Annotated in this window: 20 protein-coding genes; 7 read left to right on the top strand and 13 right to left on the bottom strand. The window is 68.6% G+C overall.

Annotation, left to right across the window (positions count from 1 at the left end):
• Nucleotides 1-38: 38 nt before the first annotated feature.
• Both ASE75_RS09495 and thrC read right to left on the bottom strand, forming a co-directional pair.
• The gene (locus ASE75_RS09495) at nt 39-908 is read right to left on the bottom strand and encodes a class I SAM-dependent methyltransferase (RefSeq protein ID WP_055932524.1); all 870 of its coding nucleotides are present in this window, start codon (nt 906-908) and stop codon (nt 39-41) included.
• Complete coding sequence (thrC, locus tag ASE75_RS09490; RefSeq protein ID WP_055932521.1) at nt 905-2,308, bottom strand: threonine synthase; 1,404 nt, start codon at nt 2,306-2,308, stop codon at nt 905-907. Before thrC ends, ASE75_RS09495 begins: the two co-directional genes overlap by 4 nt.
• Before the next feature lie 143 nt (nt 2,309-2,451).
• On the opposite strand from thrC, the gene ASE75_RS09485 reads away from it, so the two are divergent.
• Complete coding sequence (locus ASE75_RS09485) at nt 2,452-4,218, top strand: hypothetical protein (RefSeq protein ID WP_055932518.1); 1,767 nt, start codon at nt 2,452-2,454, stop codon at nt 4,216-4,218.
• Nucleotides 4,219-4,228: 10 nt separating this feature from the next.
• Here the strand turns inward: ASE75_RS09485 and ASE75_RS09480 are convergent, their stop codons facing one another.
• From ASE75_RS09480 to coxB, 9 genes are all read right to left on the bottom strand, one after another.
• Nucleotides 4,229-4,843, bottom strand: a complete 615-nt coding sequence (locus tag ASE75_RS09480; RefSeq protein WP_055932515.1) for an SURF1 family cytochrome oxidase biogenesis protein — start codon at nt 4,841-4,843, stop codon at nt 4,229-4,231.
• Nucleotides 4,844-4,856: 13 nt separating this feature from the next.
• Nucleotides 4,857-5,210, bottom strand: coding sequence for a DUF983 domain-containing protein (locus ASE75_RS09475; protein ID WP_055933296.1), 354 nt, complete (start codon nt 5,208-5,210; stop codon nt 4,857-4,859).
• A gap of 50 nt (nt 5,211-5,260) precedes the next feature.
• A complete protein-coding gene (locus tag ASE75_RS09470) occupies nt 5,261-6,172 on the bottom strand; it encodes a cytochrome c oxidase subunit 3 (protein ID WP_055932512.1) in 912 nt (303 codons plus the stop codon).
• Between the two features lie 41 nt (nt 6,173-6,213).
• A complete protein-coding gene (locus tag ASE75_RS09465) occupies nt 6,214-6,765 on the bottom strand; it encodes a cytochrome c oxidase assembly protein (protein ID WP_055932509.1) in 552 nt (183 codons plus the stop codon).
• Nucleotides 6,765-6,905 carry a hypothetical protein gene (locus ASE75_RS15745; protein ID WP_200922342.1) on the bottom strand — a complete coding sequence of 47 codons (141 nt, stop codon included), beginning with the start codon at nt 6,903-6,905 and terminating at the stop codon, nt 6,765-6,767. Before ASE75_RS15745 ends, ASE75_RS09465 begins: the two co-directional genes overlap by 1 nt.
• Nucleotides 6,902-7,813: a heme o synthase gene (locus tag ASE75_RS09460; RefSeq protein ID WP_055933294.1), complete on the bottom strand. Its 912-nt coding sequence runs from the start codon at nt 7,811-7,813 to the stop codon at nt 6,902-6,904. The genes ASE75_RS15745 and ASE75_RS09460 overlap by 4 nt, the downstream gene beginning before the upstream one ends.
• An 83-nt stretch (nt 7,814-7,896) precedes the next feature.
• Nucleotides 7,897-8,859, bottom strand: coding sequence for a hypothetical protein (locus ASE75_RS09455; RefSeq protein ID WP_055932506.1), 963 nt, complete (start codon nt 8,857-8,859; stop codon nt 7,897-7,899).
• Nucleotides 8,860-9,150: 291 nt separating this feature from the next.
• Complete coding sequence (gene ctaD / locus ASE75_RS09450; protein WP_055932503.1) at nt 9,151-10,830, bottom strand: cytochrome c oxidase subunit I; 1,680 nt, start codon at nt 10,828-10,830, stop codon at nt 9,151-9,153.
• 1 nt (nt 10,831) lies between these two features.
• The gene (coxB, locus tag ASE75_RS09445) at nt 10,832-12,001 is read right to left on the bottom strand and encodes a cytochrome c oxidase subunit II (RefSeq protein ID WP_055932501.1); all 1,170 of its coding nucleotides are present in this window, start codon (nt 11,999-12,001) and stop codon (nt 10,832-10,834) included.
• Between the two features lie 220 nt (nt 12,002-12,221).
• Here coxB and pyrE point away from each other — a divergent pair, with 220 nt between their 5' ends.
• The 6 genes from pyrE to maiA are packed head-to-tail and all read left to right on the top strand — an operon-like array spanning nt 12,222 to nt 16,641.
• Entirely contained in the window at nt 12,222-12,806 is a 585-nt protein-coding gene (gene pyrE / locus ASE75_RS09440; RefSeq protein WP_055932498.1) for an orotate phosphoribosyltransferase, read from the top strand.
• Nucleotides 12,803-13,555, top strand: a complete 753-nt coding sequence (locus ASE75_RS09435) for a pyridoxine 5'-phosphate synthase (RefSeq protein WP_055932495.1) — start codon at nt 12,803-12,805, stop codon at nt 13,553-13,555. Before pyrE ends, ASE75_RS09435 begins: the two co-directional genes overlap by 4 nt.
• A gap of 10 nt (nt 13,556-13,565) precedes the next feature.
• Nucleotides 13,566-13,985, top strand: a complete 420-nt coding sequence (gene acpS / locus ASE75_RS09430) for a holo-ACP synthase (protein ID WP_055933291.1) — start codon at nt 13,566-13,568, stop codon at nt 13,983-13,985.
• A gap of 8 nt (nt 13,986-13,993) precedes the next feature.
• Nucleotides 13,994-14,920: a signal peptidase I gene (gene lepB / locus ASE75_RS09425; protein WP_055933289.1), complete on the top strand. Its 927-nt coding sequence runs from the start codon at nt 13,994-13,996 to the stop codon at nt 14,918-14,920.
• Nucleotide 14,921: 1 nt separating this feature from the next.
• On the top strand, nt 14,922-16,016 hold the full coding sequence (locus tag ASE75_RS09420; RefSeq protein ID WP_055932492.1) for an AI-2E family transporter: 1,095 nt from the start codon (nt 14,922-14,924) through the stop codon (nt 16,014-16,016).
• Nucleotides 16,000-16,641: a maleylacetoacetate isomerase gene (gene maiA / locus ASE75_RS09415; protein ID WP_055932489.1), complete on the top strand. Its 642-nt coding sequence runs from the start codon at nt 16,000-16,002 to the stop codon at nt 16,639-16,641. The genes ASE75_RS09420 and maiA overlap by 17 nt, the downstream gene beginning before the upstream one ends.
• Nucleotides 16,642-16,660: 19 nt before the next feature.
• Here maiA and ASE75_RS09410 read toward each other — a convergent pair whose 3' ends face one another.
• Both ASE75_RS09410 and glpX read right to left on the bottom strand, forming a co-directional pair.
• Nucleotides 16,661-17,383 carry a CPBP family intramembrane glutamic endopeptidase gene (locus ASE75_RS09410; protein ID WP_055932486.1) on the bottom strand — a complete coding sequence of 241 codons (723 nt, stop codon included), beginning with the start codon at nt 17,381-17,383 and terminating at the stop codon, nt 16,661-16,663.
• A 50-nt stretch (nt 17,384-17,433) separates the two neighbouring features.
• Complete coding sequence (glpX, locus tag ASE75_RS09405; RefSeq protein WP_055932485.1) at nt 17,434-18,405, bottom strand: class II fructose-bisphosphatase; 972 nt, start codon at nt 18,403-18,405, stop codon at nt 17,434-17,436.
• Nucleotides 18,406-18,413 lie beyond the last annotated feature (8 nt).

Genomic DNA, 18,413 nt, shown 5'->3' with positions numbered 1-18,413 from the left:
CAGGGATCGCCCGCCGGCACTGAACCGCTGGTGAACGGCTATCGGCTCCAGCGCGCCCAGATTGCGGTCGGCAGGACAAGGCCGCGGGCCTCCTCGCGGACGCCCAGTTCGCCCGCCTCGACCGTGCCGGGCAGGTCGGCGAACGCCTGTTTCAGCATCTCGCCGATCGCCAGCGCCGACATGCGGACCGCATAGACGGTCAGGAACAGGAACCGCGAATCGGCGTCGAGCAACCGGCGGCAATTGGCGATCAGGCCGGGCAGATCCTCCTCCAGCCGCCAGACCTCGCCCTCCGGCCCGCGCCCGTATTTCGGCGGATCGAGCAGGATACCGTCATAGCGGCGTTCGCGCCGGACCTCGCGCGCGACGAACTTGGCGGCGTCGTCGACGATCCAGCGGACTGGGGCCTGTCCCATGCCCGACAGCGCGGCGTTGGCGCGTGCGGCCTCGACCGATTTCTTCGACGCGTCGACATGGACCATCTTCGCGCCCTTGCTTGCCATCGCCAGCGTGCCGACGCCGGTATAGCCGAACAGGTTCATGCAATCGGGCGTGTCGACGCCGTCAATCTGCTGGTGGATCCAGTCCCACACAGGGGCCATGTCCGGGAAAAAGCCCAGATGGCGGAACGGCGTGGTCTGCGCGGAAAAGGTGACGTCGCGCCACTTCAGCGGCCAGCCGTCGCGCGGGGTCGCCTCGTTATAGATCCACTTGCCGCCGCCATCCTCGTCCGCGCCGGGAATGAACTCGCCGGTCGCGCGCCAGTCGGTGCTGTGCGGCGCCCAGAGCGCCTGCGGTTCGGGGCGGATGAAGCGGAACCGGCCATAGCGTTCCAGCTTGCGACCGTTGCCCGAATCGACCAGCCCGTAATCCGCCCACGGTTCGCCGATCAGCGTATCGAGTTTCATGCGCGAACCGCCGCCGGCGTGGCGTGCTCGGCGATATAGGCGGTTACCGCGTCGAACGTGCCGGGCAGGCTGACATAGCGTTCCTCGCGCTCGAACAGGTCGCCGACCCGCGCGGGCAGGGGCGATCCTTGCCCCGTCGCGCGCTCCACCGCGTCGCGAAACTTGGCCGGGTGGGCGGTGGCCAGCGTCACCATCGGCGTATTCCCGCCAGCCCGGCGCGCGGCCGCCAGCGCGATGGCGGTATGCGGGTCGATGATCTGCCCGGCGCGCTCGTGCGCCCAGCGCATCGCCAGCGCCATGTCGTCCAGGTCGACCCGGTCGCTGACGAACAGCCCGGCCGCACCCTGGCTCTGCGCGTTGGTCAGCCGCATCGCGCCGGTCGATTCGAACCCCGCCATCTGCGCCGCCAGCGCGTGCCCGTCGCGCCCGCCGAGATCGAACAGGAGCCGTTCGAAATTGGAGCTGACCTGAATGTCCATCGACGGAGTCGGCGTCTGCTGCACCTGCCCCTTGGAATAGTCGCCGAGCGTCAGCGCGCGGTGGAGGATGTCGTTGACGTTGGTCGCGACGATCAGCTTGGCGATCGGCAGGCCCATCCTCGCCGCGACATAGCCGGCGAACACGTCGCCGAAATTGCCGGTCGGGACCGAGAAGGCGACCGGCCGGTCGGGTCCGCCGAGCCGCACGGCGGCGTAGAAATAATAGACCACCTGCGCCATCAGCCGCGCCCAGTTGATCGAATTGACCGCCGACAGCGCGAACCGGTCGGAAAAGGCGGGGTCGTTGAACATCGCCTTCACCAGCGCCTGCGCGTCGTCGAAACTGCCGTCGATGGCGATGTTGTAGACGTTGGGGGCAAGGACCGTCGTCATCTGACGCCGCTGCACGTCGGACACGCGGCCCGCCGGGTGGAGCATGAAGATGTCGACCCCGTCGCGCCCCGCCAGCGCGTCGATCGCGGCCGACCCGGTATCGCCGCTGGTCGCGCCGACCACGGTCAGCCGGTCGCTGCGCCCTTTCAGGAATTTTTCGAAGAACAGGCCCAGCGCCTGCAACGCCACGTCCTTGAACGCCAGCGTCGGCCCGTGGAACAGTTCCAGCAGCCACTGGTCATGATCCAGCTGCACCAGCGGCGTGACGGCGGCGTGCGAAAACCGGCCATAGGCGGTGGTGCATAGCTCGCGCAGTTCGTCGGTGGTCAGCGCGTCGCCGACGAACGGCGTCATCACCGTGACCGCGGTCTCGACATAGGATTTGCCGGCCAGCCCGCGGATCGTGTCGAGGTCCAGCTTTGGCCAGGATTCGGGCAGGTACAGGCCGCCATCACCGGCAAGGCCGGCGAGCGTGACGGCGGCGAAATCCAGGACCGGCGCGGTCCCACGGGTACTGACATAGCGCATGGGCACGCGGGGTAGCCCGGTCGCCCGGTCGGCACAACCATGGATGGCGGCAGCTTTATGGCGTGCAATTGAATCTTTGCGCCCGAATCGTACAAGGGTGGACCGAACGACCCGTATTTTCCGTAACGACAGGACAGACCCCCGTGACCATTCAGCGCGCCGCCGCGATCGTTCAGCGCGTGGGGCCATGCCGGATCCTGATCGACGCCGACCAGCACGGCGACCTCGCGCGTGAACTGGCGCTGATGGGGTGCGTGACGGGGGCGGGGGCGGGCGCGCGCCCGGCCCTGGGCCGCGCGGTCGCGGTCATCGCGCTGCCGGACAAGGTGACGCCGGTGACGCTGGGCGCACGGCTGGCCCCGATCGAAAAGGCCGGGGCCGGGACGCTGGTCCTGCTGGCGACCGGACAGGCGCGCGCGCCAGTGGAGGCGGCGCTGTTCGCGCGCGGCTGGCGGCGGCACCCCGGCGGCATGACGACCGGGGAGTATGCGCCGCGCGACCAGCCCGCGCTTGCGCCGCTGACCTTCTACGACCGTACCCATGGCGGGGCCGGGCTGCGCGGCGTGGACGATCCGCTCAGGCGTGGCGACGGGGCGGCGGACGCGCATCTGGCGTTGCTGGCGCTGGCGGCGGAGCGGATCCGGCATGGCGACCGGGTGCTGGTCTGCGGCGACGGACAGGCGGCCGACGCGGATGTGCTGATGACGCAGTCGCGCTGTCATTCGGTGGAGGTGCTGGCGCGGGGTGGGCTGGACGCGCTGGCCCCGCACAGCTTCGATTTCGTGCTGGCGCTGGACGGCGATGTCACCGGGCTGGACTGGGCAGCGCAACTGGCGGTGTTCGCCGCGCTGCTGCGGCCCGATGGCCGGATCATGACCGGCTGGTCGCAGGATGGACCGGCGGCCCCGCGCGATTGGGCGGCGCTGGTCGACGCGCTGGCGACCCGGTTTCTGGTCGAGGCGCGGTTCGTGCTGGCCGCCCCCGGCAACCCGACGCCGACCGCGCCGCGGGTGATCTATGGCGTGTCGACCGAGGGCGACCACGCGTCGGGCTGGCTGATCGCGCTGGCGTCGTGCAATCCGCTGGCGGCGGCGGGCCGTGAGGACGACGGGGCGGTGCCGTTCGCCCATCCGGCGTTTCCGCTGCCCGCCGGCGACGCGCCGCCGGTGGTCGATTTCGGCGCGGCCTATGACAATCCGTGGTTGTACCGGACGATGGTACAGATGGGCGAGCGGCTGACCGACGACGTGCTGCTGGCGCGACTGGCCGAGGTGGTGGTCAGCGATTCCGACCCCGCGTCGGCGGATCGCGGCGCGGCGCTGGCGGTGCTGGGTTACCGCGTGATCGAATTGCGCATGACCGGCGCGCTGGCCGGGCTGATGCCGCTGATCGACGCCTATTGCGCGCAAGCCGCCACCGCGCCGCACGTCGTGCGCTGGCAGATCTCGCTGGCGTTCCTGGCCGGGCGGTTGCGCGAACTGGCGGGCGATCCGGCGGCGGCTTTGGACTGGTATGCACGCGCGGCGGCGGGCGACTACGCCGCGTTTTCGCCGATTCTGGCAACCAAGGTGGTGGCGGCCTGCTTCCATGCCGCGCGGCTGCATCTGGCGCTGGGCGATGTGGCGGCGGCGGCGGACCGGTTCCGGCGCGGCGTCGCGGTCGCGCTGGCGGCGGCGGCGGCCCCGCATGCCGCGCAGATGGGCGATCCCGACCGACCCACGCCCTTCTACCTGACCGAACTGGCCGAGGTGATGGACATGGGGTCGCAATGCGCCAACGCGCTCGCGCACCTGCCGCTGTGGGAACGGGATCCCGGGCTGTTCTGGCGACAGGTCGATATCCGCCGGTTCGGGCTGGCCTCCTGGGCGCGCGATCTGGAGCAGGAGAACCGGCGGCTTGCCGGGGGATGAGGGGAGCGGTCTACGCTTGCGGCCTGACCGGCCTGACCGGCCTGCGCCACAGCACCGCCAGCGCATAGATGATCGTGGCGATTGCGGCGAACGCGAACCACTGGACACCATACGCCAGATGATTGTTCGGAACCGCCGACAGGTCCGGCCGCGCGTTCGCTGACAGCCCGGCGGGGGGCGTATCGGCGACCAGGATCATCGGTGCCGCGCCCGATGCGGCAAACGCCGCGCCGATCACCGACTGGCCGGTCGGCGCATGGCTGAGATAGCCGGTAACCATGCCGCCGGCCCACGCGATCTGCGCGGTCGGATCGCGGGTCGTGCCAAGCTGGACGGTCATGTCCGACCCGCTGCAATCGGCGATGATCCGATAGCCGGCGGACCCGGCACCGGCCCGGCGGGTCGTGACCGGCGGCCGGCATTCCCCGGTCGCGCGGCGGAACAGCAGCCGGTCGTCGGGGGTCGCCGGAAAGGCGATCGGCGGCTTGGCCGGGTTGGCGGCTAGCTGCGCCAGATACGCTTCCTTGCGCGGCAGCCGGTCGAAGATCTGCCACCAGCCAAGACCGATCATGATCGCGACCGCGATGGCGACGACGAGGGTGGGGAGGACGGGGACGCGCTTCATGGCGATGTCCGGGTCATTCGGGCCTCTGGTCGATCCGCCCCTCGCGCGCGGCATTGCGGTACTCGGCGGCCATCAGTGCGCCCTTCGCCAGCCGCAGACAGCCGATCACGCCGATGGCGGTAAACGGAATCCAGATGAGCATGTGCAGCCACAGCGGCGGGTGCATCGTCAGTTCCAGCATGATCGCCAGTGCCACCACGACCGCGCCCAGGATCAGCGTCAGGAAAGCGGCCGGCCCGTCGCCGACGTTGAACCCGGAAAAGTTCAGGCCGCAGGCGGGGCAGGTGTCGGCAAAGCGCAACATGCCCGCGAACAGCGTCCTGGCGCCACAACGCGGGCACAGCCCGCCAAGCCCGCACTGGACAATCGTGGGCGACGATGCGGGGACGGGCGGGGTCGCCGCCCCCGGATCGTCGGTCAACCGCCGTGGACCGGCGCGCCCCAGCCGCCCCAGACATAGACGGTGACGAACAGGAACAGCCACACGACGTCGACGAAATGCCAGTACCAGGCCGCCGCCTCGAACCCGAAATGCTGGCGCGGGGTGAAGTCGCCGCGATAGGCGCGCACCAGGCAGACGATCAGGAAGATCGTGCCGATCAGGACGTGGAAGCCGTGGAACCCGGTCGCCATGAAGAAGGCGGAGGTATAGTTGATCCCCTTGAACGGGAATGGCGCGTGGGCGTATTCATATGCCTGGATGCTGCTGAACAGCACGCCGAGGATGACCGTCAGCCACAGGCCCTTGAGCACGCCGTCGCGATTTCCCACGCCCAGCAGACCCCACAGGCCCGTTTTCTCGCCGCCACGCTCGTTGTGGATCAGCGCATGGTGCGCCCAGGTGACGGTGGTGCCCGAGGTCAGCAGGATCAGCGTGTTGAGCAGCGGCAGCTCGAACGCGTTGATGACGGTCAGGCCCTTGGGTGGCCAGGACGCGGCGATCGCTGCGGCCCCTTCGGCCGCGCGCTCGACCTGTCCATCGACGATCTGCATCGCGGTGGGGAACAGGGAAAAGTCGAAGAACGCCCAGAACCAGCCGACGAAGAACATCACCTCCGACGCGATGAACAGGATCATGCCATAGCGGAAATGGAGCTGGACGACGGGCGTATGGTCGCCCGAATGCGCCTCGCGCACGACATCGGCCCACCAGCTGTACATCGTGAACAGCACGCCGGCGAGACCGGCCAGGAAGATCCAGCCACCACCGGCCGCCTCGTGCATCCACATGATGCCGCCCGCCGCCATCGCCAGCGACGACATCGACCCCATCAGAGGCCAGATGCTGGGTGGCAGGATATGGTAATCGTGGTTCTTGGCACCGGCCATGGTCGCTCCCCTGTATTTTTCGACCCGTATTTTGGTGCAGCTTAGCTCGGGGTCGCGGCGGAATCCACCGGGTAAAACGTATAGCTGAGCGTGATGGTCTGGATATCGCGCGCGTCCGGATCCTGCGCGATCTTGGGATCGACGAAGAAGATGACCGGCATCCGCGCGGTTTCGCCCGCCTTCAGCGTCTGCTGGGTGAAGCAGAAACACTGGATCTTGGTGAAATACTTGCCCGCCTGCGCCGGGGTCACGTTGAACGTGGCGGTGCCGGTGACGGGCTTGTCCGACCGGTTGGTGGCGGTGAAGAACACCATGTCGCGCGCGCCGATATCGACCGTCTCCGAAGGGTTTTCCGGGCGGAAGGTCCAGGGCAGCTTCGGGTTCACGTTCGCGTCGAAATCGACCCGCACCTGACCGCCGGCCGCGCCGGGAGCCTGCAACCCGCGCTGGGTCGTGCCGTTCAGGCCGGTCACCTGGCAGAACAGGCGGTACAGCGGCACGCTGGCCCAGGCGAGGCCGGTCATGAAGCAGATGCCGAGAACCGCCAGCAATGCGGTGCGTGTGGTGCGTTCCATCGCCCGGCGCGCGGCCATCAGTGCATCGCCAGACGGATCTTGGCGATCGAGATCGCGAAGATCAGGATCACCAGCCCGCCGAGCAGCAGGGCCAGCACCAGCGCCCGGCTTTTCTGGCGGCGACGGATGAGCCGGAGGTCGCTTTCGGGATCGGTCATGACAGCCACCGGTCGACGACCAGCGCGCCGAAAAGAAGGAACAGGTACAGGATGGAGTATTTGAACAACCGCTTTTCCGGCTTCATCGCGTCGGCATCGCCGGCCCGCGTGCGCAGGGTGACGACCAGCGCCATCCAGCCGAACAGTGCGGTGCCAAGCGTGGCGATGATGCCGTAGATCGCGCCGGTCAGCCCCACCGGCCACGGCGCTATCGCCACCGCCGCCATCGGGATCGTGTACAGGCCGATCTGGGTCCGCGTCATCCGCTCGCCCGCGACGACGGGAAGCATCGGCACCCCGGCGGCGGCGTAATCGGACTTCATGAACAGCGCGAGCGACCAGAAATGCGGTGGCGTCCACAGGAACACCAGGCTGAACAGCAACACTGGCAGCAACGCGATGTCGCCGGTCGCCGCCGCCCAGCCGATCAGCGGGGGAAATGCGCCGGCGGCCCCGCCGATGACGATGTTCTGCGGCGTCCGCCGCTTCAGCCAGACGGTGTAGACCAGCACATAGAACAGGATCGACAGCGTCAGGATCGCCGCGGCCGGAATATTGACCGCAAACCCCATCAGCAGCACCGAAAACGCGGCCAGCCCGACCCCGAAATGCAGCGCCGCCTGCCGGTCCATCCGTCCATCCGGCAGCGGCCGCTTGGCGGTGCGGCGCATGATCGCGTCGATGTCCGCCTCATACCACTGATTGAGCGCCCCGGCCGCGCCCGCGCCCAGCGCGATGCACAGGATCGCGGTGAAGCCCAGCACCGGGTGTATGGCGACAGGGGCCGCCAGCATCCCGCACAGGCCGGTGAACACGACAAGGGTCATCACCCGTGGCTTCGTCAGCGCCAGGAAATCACGCCAGTCTGCTGGTGGCAGAAGGGGGGGCGGCAGCAGGGGGGCGGTCATGGTCATCGTCGCATTGGACTATACGCGCTGGCTGGCCGCTGCGAAAGGGTTGTGATCGGCAACCGGTGGCAACGAAATTGCGGTCACCGCCGGATCGTCACGGTCGCGCCCAGCACGGTGCCGGTGGCGTTGACCAGCCGGATCGCCAGCCCGCCATTGACCGCCGCCGGCCCGTACAACTGGCCGATGACGTCGCCGGTATAGCCGTTGGTGATCGGCGCGCCGCCGTTCGCGTCGACCTGTACCGCGTTGCCGCGAATCGTGCCGCTGGTCCGGTCGAAGGTCGCGGTCACGCGGATCGTCGTGACCTGGTCGTCGGTCGACCCGGCCGCGCGCAGCGTCAGCGTGACCGGCCCGGCCAGCGTACCGAGCGGCCAGCTTGCCGCCAGCGCAACGGCGCTGACCCGGCTGTCCAGCGCCAGGCCGGACGGGGTGGCGGCGATGACCGCGGCGTCACCGGTGAAGGCGGCCACGCCGGTCGACGGCACATTGCCGCTGGCGGTACGCGTGCCGAACACCACCCGGCGCTGTACCGACTGGCGGCCGTTGGTCGTGGCGTCGGCGGGCTTCGTATCCCACTGCATCCGGCCGACATAATCCAGCCCACCGTCGAGGCCGCTGGTCCCGTTGACATTGCTGCGGGTGAAGATCGTCCGTGCGTCGCTGTAGCTGTCGAATATCGACGTCACCGCGCCGCGTGAGGATTGCAGCGTCGTCGTCGCGACGGTCAGCGTGTCCGAATCATAGCGCGCACGGTAGGTGGTGGTCGCGGCGGTATAGTCGAACCCGATCGCGCTTTCGATCGGTTGCAGGACCACGACCGGCGAATGGACCTCGCCGGCCCCGCTGCCCGTGATCGTGTCGACGACCCGGACGCCGAGGCCGGTGACGCTCTGGTCGCGGCCGAAATGATAGGCCGGCGCATAGCTGATCGGCGTCGCGGTCGCGCTTGGCGTGGGGGTGGGCGTCGGAGTCGCGCCCGGGATGATCGTCACCCCGCTGATCGACACGCCGTCCCCGCCACCGCAGGCCGCCAGGGTCAGCACGGCCGCGCCCAGTGCAAGTCGAAACCGATTCTGTCGTCGCACGATGCATTGCCCCGAAGCGCCCCGCCGGCGCGCGGACGTGACATGACAGATCGGCGGGGATGCGGAAATCCTCCGTGGCCCATCCTACAAAAAAACCCCGCTTTTGAGACGGGGCGCTTGGTATGGGGTGGTGGTCGGTCCGGGCGGGGACGACACGGGAGTAAATCCGGTGTCGTCGGTCGCGGCCGGGCCGCGCCGGCCGGTCGAAAAAGGGGCAGGAAGCGTCTGCCTCCTGCCCCTTCATCCGGCTCAGTCGATCCGCGGCAGCGTCTCGAACTGGTGGTACGGCGGCGGCGAGGAGATCGTCCACTCCAGCGTCGTGGCACCATCGCCCCAGGGATTGTCGCCCGCCTTCTTGCCGGCCATCAGCGACCAGATCAGGTTGACGAAGAAGATCGCCATGCCAAGCCCCATGATCATGTAGCCGACGCTGGCGACGGTGTTCCAGTGTTCGTAGGCGTCCGGGTAATCCGGGTAGCGCCGCGGCATGCCCTGCAGCCCCAGGAAGTGCATCGGGAAGAACATGACGTTCACGCCGATGAAGAATACCCAGAAGTGCAGCTGGCCGAGGAACTCGTTGTACATCTTGCCCGACATCTTCGGGAACCAGTAATAGAAACCGGCGAACAGCGAGAAGACCGCACCCAGCGACAGGACGTAGTGGAAATGCGCCACCACATAATAGGTGTCCTGCATATAGTCGTCGATGCCGCCATTGGCGAGCACGACGCCGGTCACGCCGCCGACCGTGAACATGAAGATGAAGCCGATCGACCACACCATCGGCGTCTTGAAGGTCATCGACCCGCCCCACATCGTCGCGATCCACGAAAAGATCTTGATGCCGGTCGGCACCGCGATGACCATCGTCGCCGCGGTGAAGTACATCTTGGTGTTCACGCTGAGGCCGGTGGTGAACATGTGGTGCGCCCACACGACGAACCCGACCACGCCGATCGCGACCATGGCATAGGCCATGCCGAGATAGCCAAAGACGGGCTTGCGGCTGAACGTCGAGATGATCTGGCTGACGATGCCGAAGCCCGGCAGGATCATGATGTACACTTCCGGGTGCCCGAAGAACCAGAACAGATGCTGGTACAGCACCGGATCGCCGCCGCCGGCCGGATCGAAGAAGGTCGTGCCGAAATTACGATCGGTCAGCACCATCGTGATCGCGGCAGCCAGCACCGGCAGCGCCAGCAGCAGCAGGAATGCGGTGACGAGCATCGACCACACGAACAGCGGCATCTTGTGCAGCGTCATGCCCGGCGCGCGCATGTTGAAGATGGTCGTGATGAAGTTGATCGCGCCCAGGATCGACGACGCGCCGGCCAGATGCAGCGCCAGGATCGCCATGTCGGTCGACGGCCCCGGCTCGCCATAGGTGGAGAGCGGTGCGTAGAGCGTCCAGCCATTGCCCGCGCCACCGAAGAAGGGCGAGGCGACCAACAGCGTGAAGGCGGGGATCAGCAGCCAGAACGACACGTTGTTCATGCGCGGGAACGCCATGTCGGGCGCGCCGATCATGATCGGCACGAACCAGTTGCCGAAACCGCCGACCATCGCCGGCATCACCATGAAGAACACCATGATGAGGCCGTGCGCGGTGATGAGCACGTTCCACAGATGCAGCGACTGGTCGAGACTCTGCGGCCCGCCGTGGAGCAGCGAGGCCCATTCGCCGAGATACTGGATGCCCGGATGCGCGAGTTCGGCGCGCATCAGCCCGGAAATGCCGCCCCCGATGATCCCCGCGACGATCGCGAAGATCAGGTACAGCGTGCCGATGTCCTTGTGGTTGGTCGACATGAACCAGCGGGCGAAGAACGCCGGCTTGTGATCCGTGTCGTGGGCGTGGCCATGATCGTCATGCGCCACGAAAGCCGAAGGGGGGAATGCGGAGGGGGGGAGCGCGGTGTCGGTCATATCACTGTCCAGCGTTGCCGGCACCGGCCGGATTGGAGGTGGCACCCTGCGCCGACGCCGGAGCGGCCGTCGTCACGTTTTCGACCGGGCCGGTCGTGTTGGCGGTCGCCGCGGCGTCCTCCACCTTGGCGGCGGAGCCATCGGCTCCCGGCTGCGGGATCACCTTGTCGGAGGCCTTGCCCGGGGTCGGCATCGTGCCGCCCTTGGCGCGGACCCATGCGGCGAACTGCGCCGGCGAAACCGCCTCGACCGCGATCGGCATATAGGCGTGACGCGCGCCGCACAGCTCGGAGCACTGGCCGAAATACAGGCCGGGCTTGTCGATCGTGAAGCTCGTTTCGTTCAGGCGGCCGGGGATCGCGTCCAGCTTGATCCAGAAGGCGGGCACGGCCCAGCTGTGGATCACGTCGTTGGCGGTGGTGATGAGGCGGATCGGCACGCCGACCGGCAGGACGATGCGGTTGTCGGTGGCCAGCAGGCGCGGACCGTCGGCGTCGGTGCGGAACCGTTCGCCAGCCGCAACATCGGCCTTTTCCTTCAACAGGTTGGCGGTGATCTCGAACCCGCCATGGTCGGGATATTGATAGGTCCAGTACCACTGGTTGCCGATCGCCTTCAGCGTGACGGCACCGGCCGGCGCGGGCTTGAACTGCGCCTGCAACAACCCGATCGACGGCACCGCGATCAGCACCAGGATGACGACCGGCAGCAGCGTCCACAGGATTTCGATGAAGGTGTTGTGGCTGGTCTTGGACGGCACCGGGTTGGCGGCGCGGCGATAGCGGAAGGCGACCCAGAACAGCAGCGCCAGCACGAACAGCGAAATGACCGTGATCGTCGGCAGCAGGATCGAATCATGCATCCAGTGCGCGAATTCGCCGTTGCGCGTCACCTGCGTCTGCAACCCGAAGACGCCGTCGGTCGGCTGGCCGATGCCGGCGACCGGCGCCAGCGTCGGTGCGCCGTCCTGCGCGAGCGGGGCGGACGAGGCGGTGGACGATACCGCCGCGCTCTGCCCGGGGGCCGGGGCGGTCGAAACCGCGGGTGCCGCCGGCTGGGTGGCAGCCTGCGCCTGCGCCACCGGCTGGGCGGCGTGGCTGGCAACGCCCGACAGGCCGGCAATCGCCAGTCCCGCCGCCATCGCGATGGATTTCAGTCCCGTCATGCGCATCGTCGCCCGTCACCCCGTCCTGAATATGCCCGCCCGGATGTCCTGCACGTCAAGTGCGTACGGCATCCCTTTTGCCATGGCTATACGCGGGCGATCCCCCGTCCTCAAGCGGCGGTTGCGAAAATCGCCGATACGCGGCCCGTTGCCGGGTGACGGCGGCAGGTCTAAGGGCGGCTGAAGCCACCGAGGCGGCCCCCCGAAAGCGGAGCAACGGACCATCATGACCGAAGACGACGTACTGGCGGAGTTCCGCGCGGCCGATGCGCTGCTGGAGGGACATTTCATCCTGTCGTCGGGCCTGCGGTCCTCGCGCTACCTGCAATGCGCGCGGGTGCTGATGAACCCGGCGCGCGCCGCCCGGCTGTGCGCGGCTTTGGTCGCGAAGCTCCCCGACGAAATCCGCTCCGCGATCACCGCCGTCGTCGCGCCGGCGATGGGCGGGGTGATCGTCGGCCATGAAATGGCGCGCGCGCTGGGCGTCGACGGCATGTTCGTCGAGCGGCCGACCGGCACCTTCGAACTGCGCCGCGGCTTCCGGCTGGAGCCGGGGCAGGCGGTGCTGATGATGGAGGACGTCGTCACCACCGGGCTTTCGAGCCGCGAGGCGATCAAGGCGATCACGGCGGCGGGCGGCCGGGTGATCGCGGGCGCGTCGCTCGTTGACCGGTCGAACGGCACCGTTGATCTGGGCGTGCCGTTCTTCCCGCTGATCCGGCTCGACGTGCCGACCTATGAACCCGACGCGCTACCGCCCGAACTGGCGGAAATCCCGGCGATCAAGCCCGGCAGCCGGAGCGCCGCATGACCAGCGAGCCGCGGAGCATCGACGAAGATCGCCTTCGCCTGGGCGTCAACATCGACCATGTCGCGACCGTGCGCAACGCACGCGGCACGACCTATCCCGATCCGGTCGCCGCCGCGCTGATGGCGGCAAAGGCCGGCGCGGACGGCATCACCGCACATCTGCGCGAGGACCGGCGGCACATCACCGATGGCGACATCGCCCGGCTGTCGGCCGAGCTGACCGTGCCGCTGAACCTGGAAATGGCGGCGACCGACGAAATGCTGGCGATCGCGCTGCGCCACCGCCCGCACGCCGCATGCATCGTGCCCGAAAAGCGCGAGGAACTGACGACCGAGGGCGGGCTGGACGTCGCCGGCCGGTTCGACCTGCTCGCGCCCATGGTCGCGCAGCTGGTCGCCGCCGGCATCCGCGTCTCGCTGTTCGTCGAACCCGACGCGCGCCAGATCGACGCCGCACTCCGGCTCGGTGCGCCCGTCGTCGAGCTGCACACCGGCCGCTATGCCGAATTGCCGGCGGACGGGGTCGCCGACGAACTGCGCCGCCTGTCCGATGCCGCAGCCCTTGCCGCCAAGAACGGGATCGAGGTTCATGCCGGCCACGGCCTGACCACCGCCAATGTCGGCCCCGTCGCCGCGATCCGCCAGATCCGCGAACTGAACATCGGCCACGCGCTGATCGCCGACGCGTTGTTCGTCGGGCTTGGCGACGCGGTGCGGGCGATGCGCGATGCGATGGACGCCGCGCGATGAAGGCTGGCGCATGATTATCGGCCTCGGTTCCGACCTGTGCAATATCGAGCGGATCCAGGCGTCGCTCGACCGGTTCGGCGAGCGGTTCGAGGCGCGCGTGTTCACCGACGCCGAACGCGCCAAGGCGGCGCGGCGGCCGTTCACGAAAGCGGGCACGCTGGCCAAGCGGTTCGCCGCCAAGGAGGCGTTTTCCAAGGCGGTCGGCACCGGTTTTCGCGCCGGCGTGTTCATGAAGGACATCGGCGTCGTCAACGCCCCCTCCGGCGCGCCGACGCTGGCGCTGAGCGGCGGGGCCAAGGCAAGGCTTGACGCGATGGTGCCGGACGGCCACGTCGCGCGTATACATCTGACATTGACCGACGATCATCCCTGGGCGCAGGCGTTCGTGATTATCGAGGCGGTTGCGACGGGCGGCGGAACCAGCGAATGAACGAGACGATGCGCGAGCCGGATGCCATGCCGGCCAATAACCCGACAACCGACAGGCCCGCGCGCCGCGGCACCGACTGGTGGGGCGAGGTCAAGGGCATCTTCTGGCTGATCGTCGTCGTGCTCGGCTTCCACAGCTTCATCGCCAAGCCGTTCTACATCCCGTCCGAATCGATGCTGCCGGGCCTGCGCATCGGCGACCGGCTGGTCGTCAGCAAGTTCGCCTATGGCTGGTCGTTCGTCTCGCCGACGATCCCGAACCCGATCGCGATCTTTCGCAGCGTGATCCTGCGCGAACAGGTCGAGAGCTGGACCGTCGGCATCCCGCCGATGCGGGGGCGGCTGTTCGGGTCGCTGCCGACGCGCGGCGACGTCGTGATCGTCACCCCGCCGGGCACGCGCAACGACTATATCAAGCGGGTCATCGGCCTGCCGGGCGACCGGTTGCAGGTCGCGGGCGGCGTCGTCATCCTGAATGGCAAGCCCGTGGCGCGTGGTGCGCTGCACTACACCGACATCCCGGTCGACACGAACAGCCCGTGTCTCGATCGCGAATATCCCGGCGCGCAGGTGACGAAGCCCGACGGCCGCGCCGTCTGCCACCTGCCGACGATCACCGAAACGCTGCCCAATGGCCGCCGCTACGACACGGTCGATCTGGAAAGCGACAGCCAGGGCGACACCTACGGGCCGATCACCATCCCGGCCAACCATGTCTTCCTGATGGGCGACAATCGCGATCGCAGCGCCGACAGCCGCTTTCCGCTGTCGTCGCTTGGCCTCGGCGGGCCGGTGCCGTGGGAGAATCTGGGCGGTCGCGCCGAGTTCATCACCTTCAGCCTCGACGGCGACACGACGCTGAACCCGCTCAGCTGGTTCGCCTCGTTCCGCAGCGACCGTGCCGGCACCTCGCTGCACCCGCAGGAAACGCGCTGACATGGGCGATGTCCCGCGCAGCGTGACCGAGGCCAGCCCGAACGAGCTGCGCGACCCGTTCACCCGGCGCGAGCTGCGACGGGCCGGCATCTGGCTGGGGCTTGCCTGCGCCATCGCGCTGGTGGTGACGCTGGCCCAGCCGCTGCTGGTCATCTTCGGCGGGCTGGTCTTTGCCGCGCTGCTCGACGGCGGCGTCCGCCTGCTCGGCCGGATCCTGCCGATCGGGCGCGGCTGGCGGCTGCTGATCGTCGTCCTGCTGACGCTCGCCTTCCTGATCGGCACCTTCTACCTCGCCGGCGTGCAGGTGACCGAACAGGTCATGCAGTTGCGGTCGACGCTGGAAACGCAGGCGGGTCGCCTGTCCGGCTGGCTGACGCAGCAGGGGATGATGCCCGGCCCGTCCGATCTGAACGGCATTGCGCGGCAGGCGATGAGTTCGCTCGGGCGGATCGGGTCGTGGGTCGGCACCGTGTTCGGCGGGCTGACGACGATGTTCATGATCCTGGTCATCGGCCTGTTCGTGGCGATGGACCCCGGCACCTATGCACGCGGGCTGGTGTGGATGGTCCCCCGCGCCAACCGGCCGGAGTTCGCGACCACCATCGACCGGATGAGCCGCACGCTGCGCCGCCTGCTGTTCGGGCGCATCCTGGGCATGATCGCGGAAGGGGTGCTGACCTGGGTCGCGCTGATGCTGGGCGGGGTGCCGATGGCCATGATCCTGGGCATCCTGACCGGGCTGCTCGCCTTCATCCCCAATATCGGCGCGTTCGTCTCGGGCGCGCTGATGATCGCGGTCGGCTTTTCGTCGGGCACCGACACCGGCCTGTGGGCGATCGGCACCTACATCATCGTGCAGGGGTTCGACGGCTATGTCCTGCTGCCGATCGTCGCCAAGAAGACGGTCGACATGCCGCCCGCTTTGACGCTGGGAACCCAGATCCTGGCCAGCGCGCTGCTCGGCATCATGGGGCTGGCGCTTGCCGACCCGATGACCGCGATGATCAAGGCCGCGCTGCACCGCAGTTCGGAGCGCGAGGACGAATTGGCCGAAGCGGACAGCGACGGGGCGGACGGCGATGCTGCGACTGCATGACTATTGGCGGTCGTCGGCCGCCTATCGCGTCCGGATCGCGCTGAACCTGAAGGGTGTCGCCTATACCGCGGTGCCGGTCGATCTGGTGGCCGGCGCGCAAGGGGCGGCCGGGAACCGCGCGGTCAATCCGCAAGGGCTGGTGCCGACGCTGATCCTGGCCGACGGCACCGCGCTGACGCAGAGCCTGGCGATCATCGACTGGCTCGACGCGACATATCCCGACCCGCCGCTGTACCCGGTCGATCCGGTCCTGCGCGCGCGGGCGCTGGCGATGGCGCTGAGCGTGGTGGCGGATATCCACCCGATCGACAATCTGCGCGTGCTGCGCCGGCTGGAGGCGCAGTTCGGCGCGGATCAGGCGGGCCGGGACGACTGGTATCGCCACTGGGTCACGCTGGGCCTGACCGCGCTGGAGGAACAGGCCGGCTCCCGGTCCGGGGCGGGACCGTATCTGGGTGGCGACGCGCCGGGGATCGCCGACCTCTGCCTGGTGCCGCAGATGTACAACGCCCGCCGGTTCGCGGTGCCGCTCGATCGCTATCCCCGGCTGGTCGCGGCCGACGCGGCTGCCTGCGCGCTGCCCGCCTTCGCCGCCGCGCATCCGGATGCGGTCAAGCCGCAATGAGGGGGTAACGCGCTGCGCGTTACCGCTGCGCCAGACGCGCGGCCATCGGCCGGACGATCAGCGCGTTCAGGTCGATGACGATGTGGAACAGCATCGCCACCCACAGCGCACCGGTGCCCAGATACACGAACGCCAGCACCGAGCCGCCCAGCGTGGTCGCCACCACCCCGCGCACGCCCTGATAGCGATGGACGGCCCCGAACAGCAGCGCGGCGACGCCGAACCCGGCCGGCGCGCTGCCGCTGACCAGCGCGATCAGCAGGGGTAGGAGCAGGCGGAAATACAGCTCCTCCGACACGCCCGCCGACACCGACAGCAGGATGGCGGGGAGCACCTCGCGGCCTGTCTGCGGCCGTATATCGGGGAAATGCCCGATCTGGATTGGTCGCCGCCCGGTTCGCGCGCGCCAGACGCTGATGCCGGCATTCGCCACCGTGCCGGCGACCATGCCGACGATCAACGGCGTGACGGACAGGTACAGGCCGGCATCGTACAGCGTATGGGCCATGGTCCAGAACGGGCGGGGCGGCACGTCCCACGGCGCCGGCCCGCCCAGCAGGGCGAGGCCGATCACCGCCGGCAGCCCGAACGTGACCGCCACCCCCATCGCCCAGCCGCGCAATACCGCCGCTCGGCCATGAAGATCGCGCGACCGACCGACCGAACCCCGGAACGCCCGTCCTCGCCACAGGATCATGGCCATATGCATCGCGACCAGCGCGAGCAGGATCGCGGCTGTCATGGCGACACGCCCCCCATATCATGCAACCGGGCAGGGCATCCCCGCCCGGATCAGTCCAGCCGGTGCTCGCCCTTGACCCAGCGCACGGTCCCCGACGACGCGCGCATGACGACGCTTTCGGTCGTCATCTTGCCGGACTTGCGCTTCACGCCGGCCAGCAGCGATCCGTCGGTGACGCCGGTCGCGGCGAAGATGCAGTCGCCCTTGGCCAGTTCGGTCAGGTCGTACTGCTTGTCGAGGTCGGTCACGCCCCATTTGGCGGCGCGCGCGCGCTCGTCGTCGTTGCGGAAGATCAGCCGGCCCTTGAACTGCCCGCCGACGCAACGCAGCGCCGCGCAGGCCAGCACGCCCTCCGGCGCGCCGCCCGAACCCATGTAGATGTCGATGGTGGTGTCGGGGTCGCTGGTCGCGATCACGCCGGCCACGTCGCCGTCACCGATCAGCATGATGCCGCAACCCAGCGCGCGCAGCTCGGCGATCAGCGCCGAATGGCGCGGCCGGTCCAGCACGCAGGCGATGATGTCGCCCGGCTCCACGCCCTTGGCGGCGGCCAGCGCGCGGACGTTCTCGCTCGGCGACTTGTCCAGGTCGATCAGGTTGTCGGGATAGCCCGGCCCGATCGCAATCTTCTCCATATAGACGTCCGGCGCGTTCAGCAGCCCGCCCTCTTCGGCGATCGCCAGTACCGCGAGCGCGTTCGGCCCGGCGGTCGCGCAGATCGTCGTACCCTCCAGCGGGTCGAGCGCGATGTCGATCTTCGGCCCCTTGCCGATCGCGGATCCGACCTTCTCGCCGATGAACAGCATCGGTGCCTCGTCGCGCTCACCCTCGCCGATGACGACGGTGCCGTCCATGTACAGCGAGTTCAGCGCCTCGCGCATCGCCTCCACGGCGGCGGCATCGGCGGCCTTCTCGTCGCCGCGCCCGACCAGCTTGGCCGCGGCGATCGCCGCCGCCTCGGTGACGCGCACCATTTCGAGCACGAGTACACGGTCAAGCACCTGGCTGGCGGTCGCGGTCATGGATGTCC

Origin of the sequence: Sphingomonas sp. Leaf17, assembly GCF_001421505.1 — a bacterium.
Taxonomy (GTDB): domain Bacteria; phylum Pseudomonadota; class Alphaproteobacteria; order Sphingomonadales; family Sphingomonadaceae; genus Sphingomonas.
Note: the sequence above shows the minus strand (reverse complement) of the source record. Positions and strands in the feature narration are given on the sequence as shown.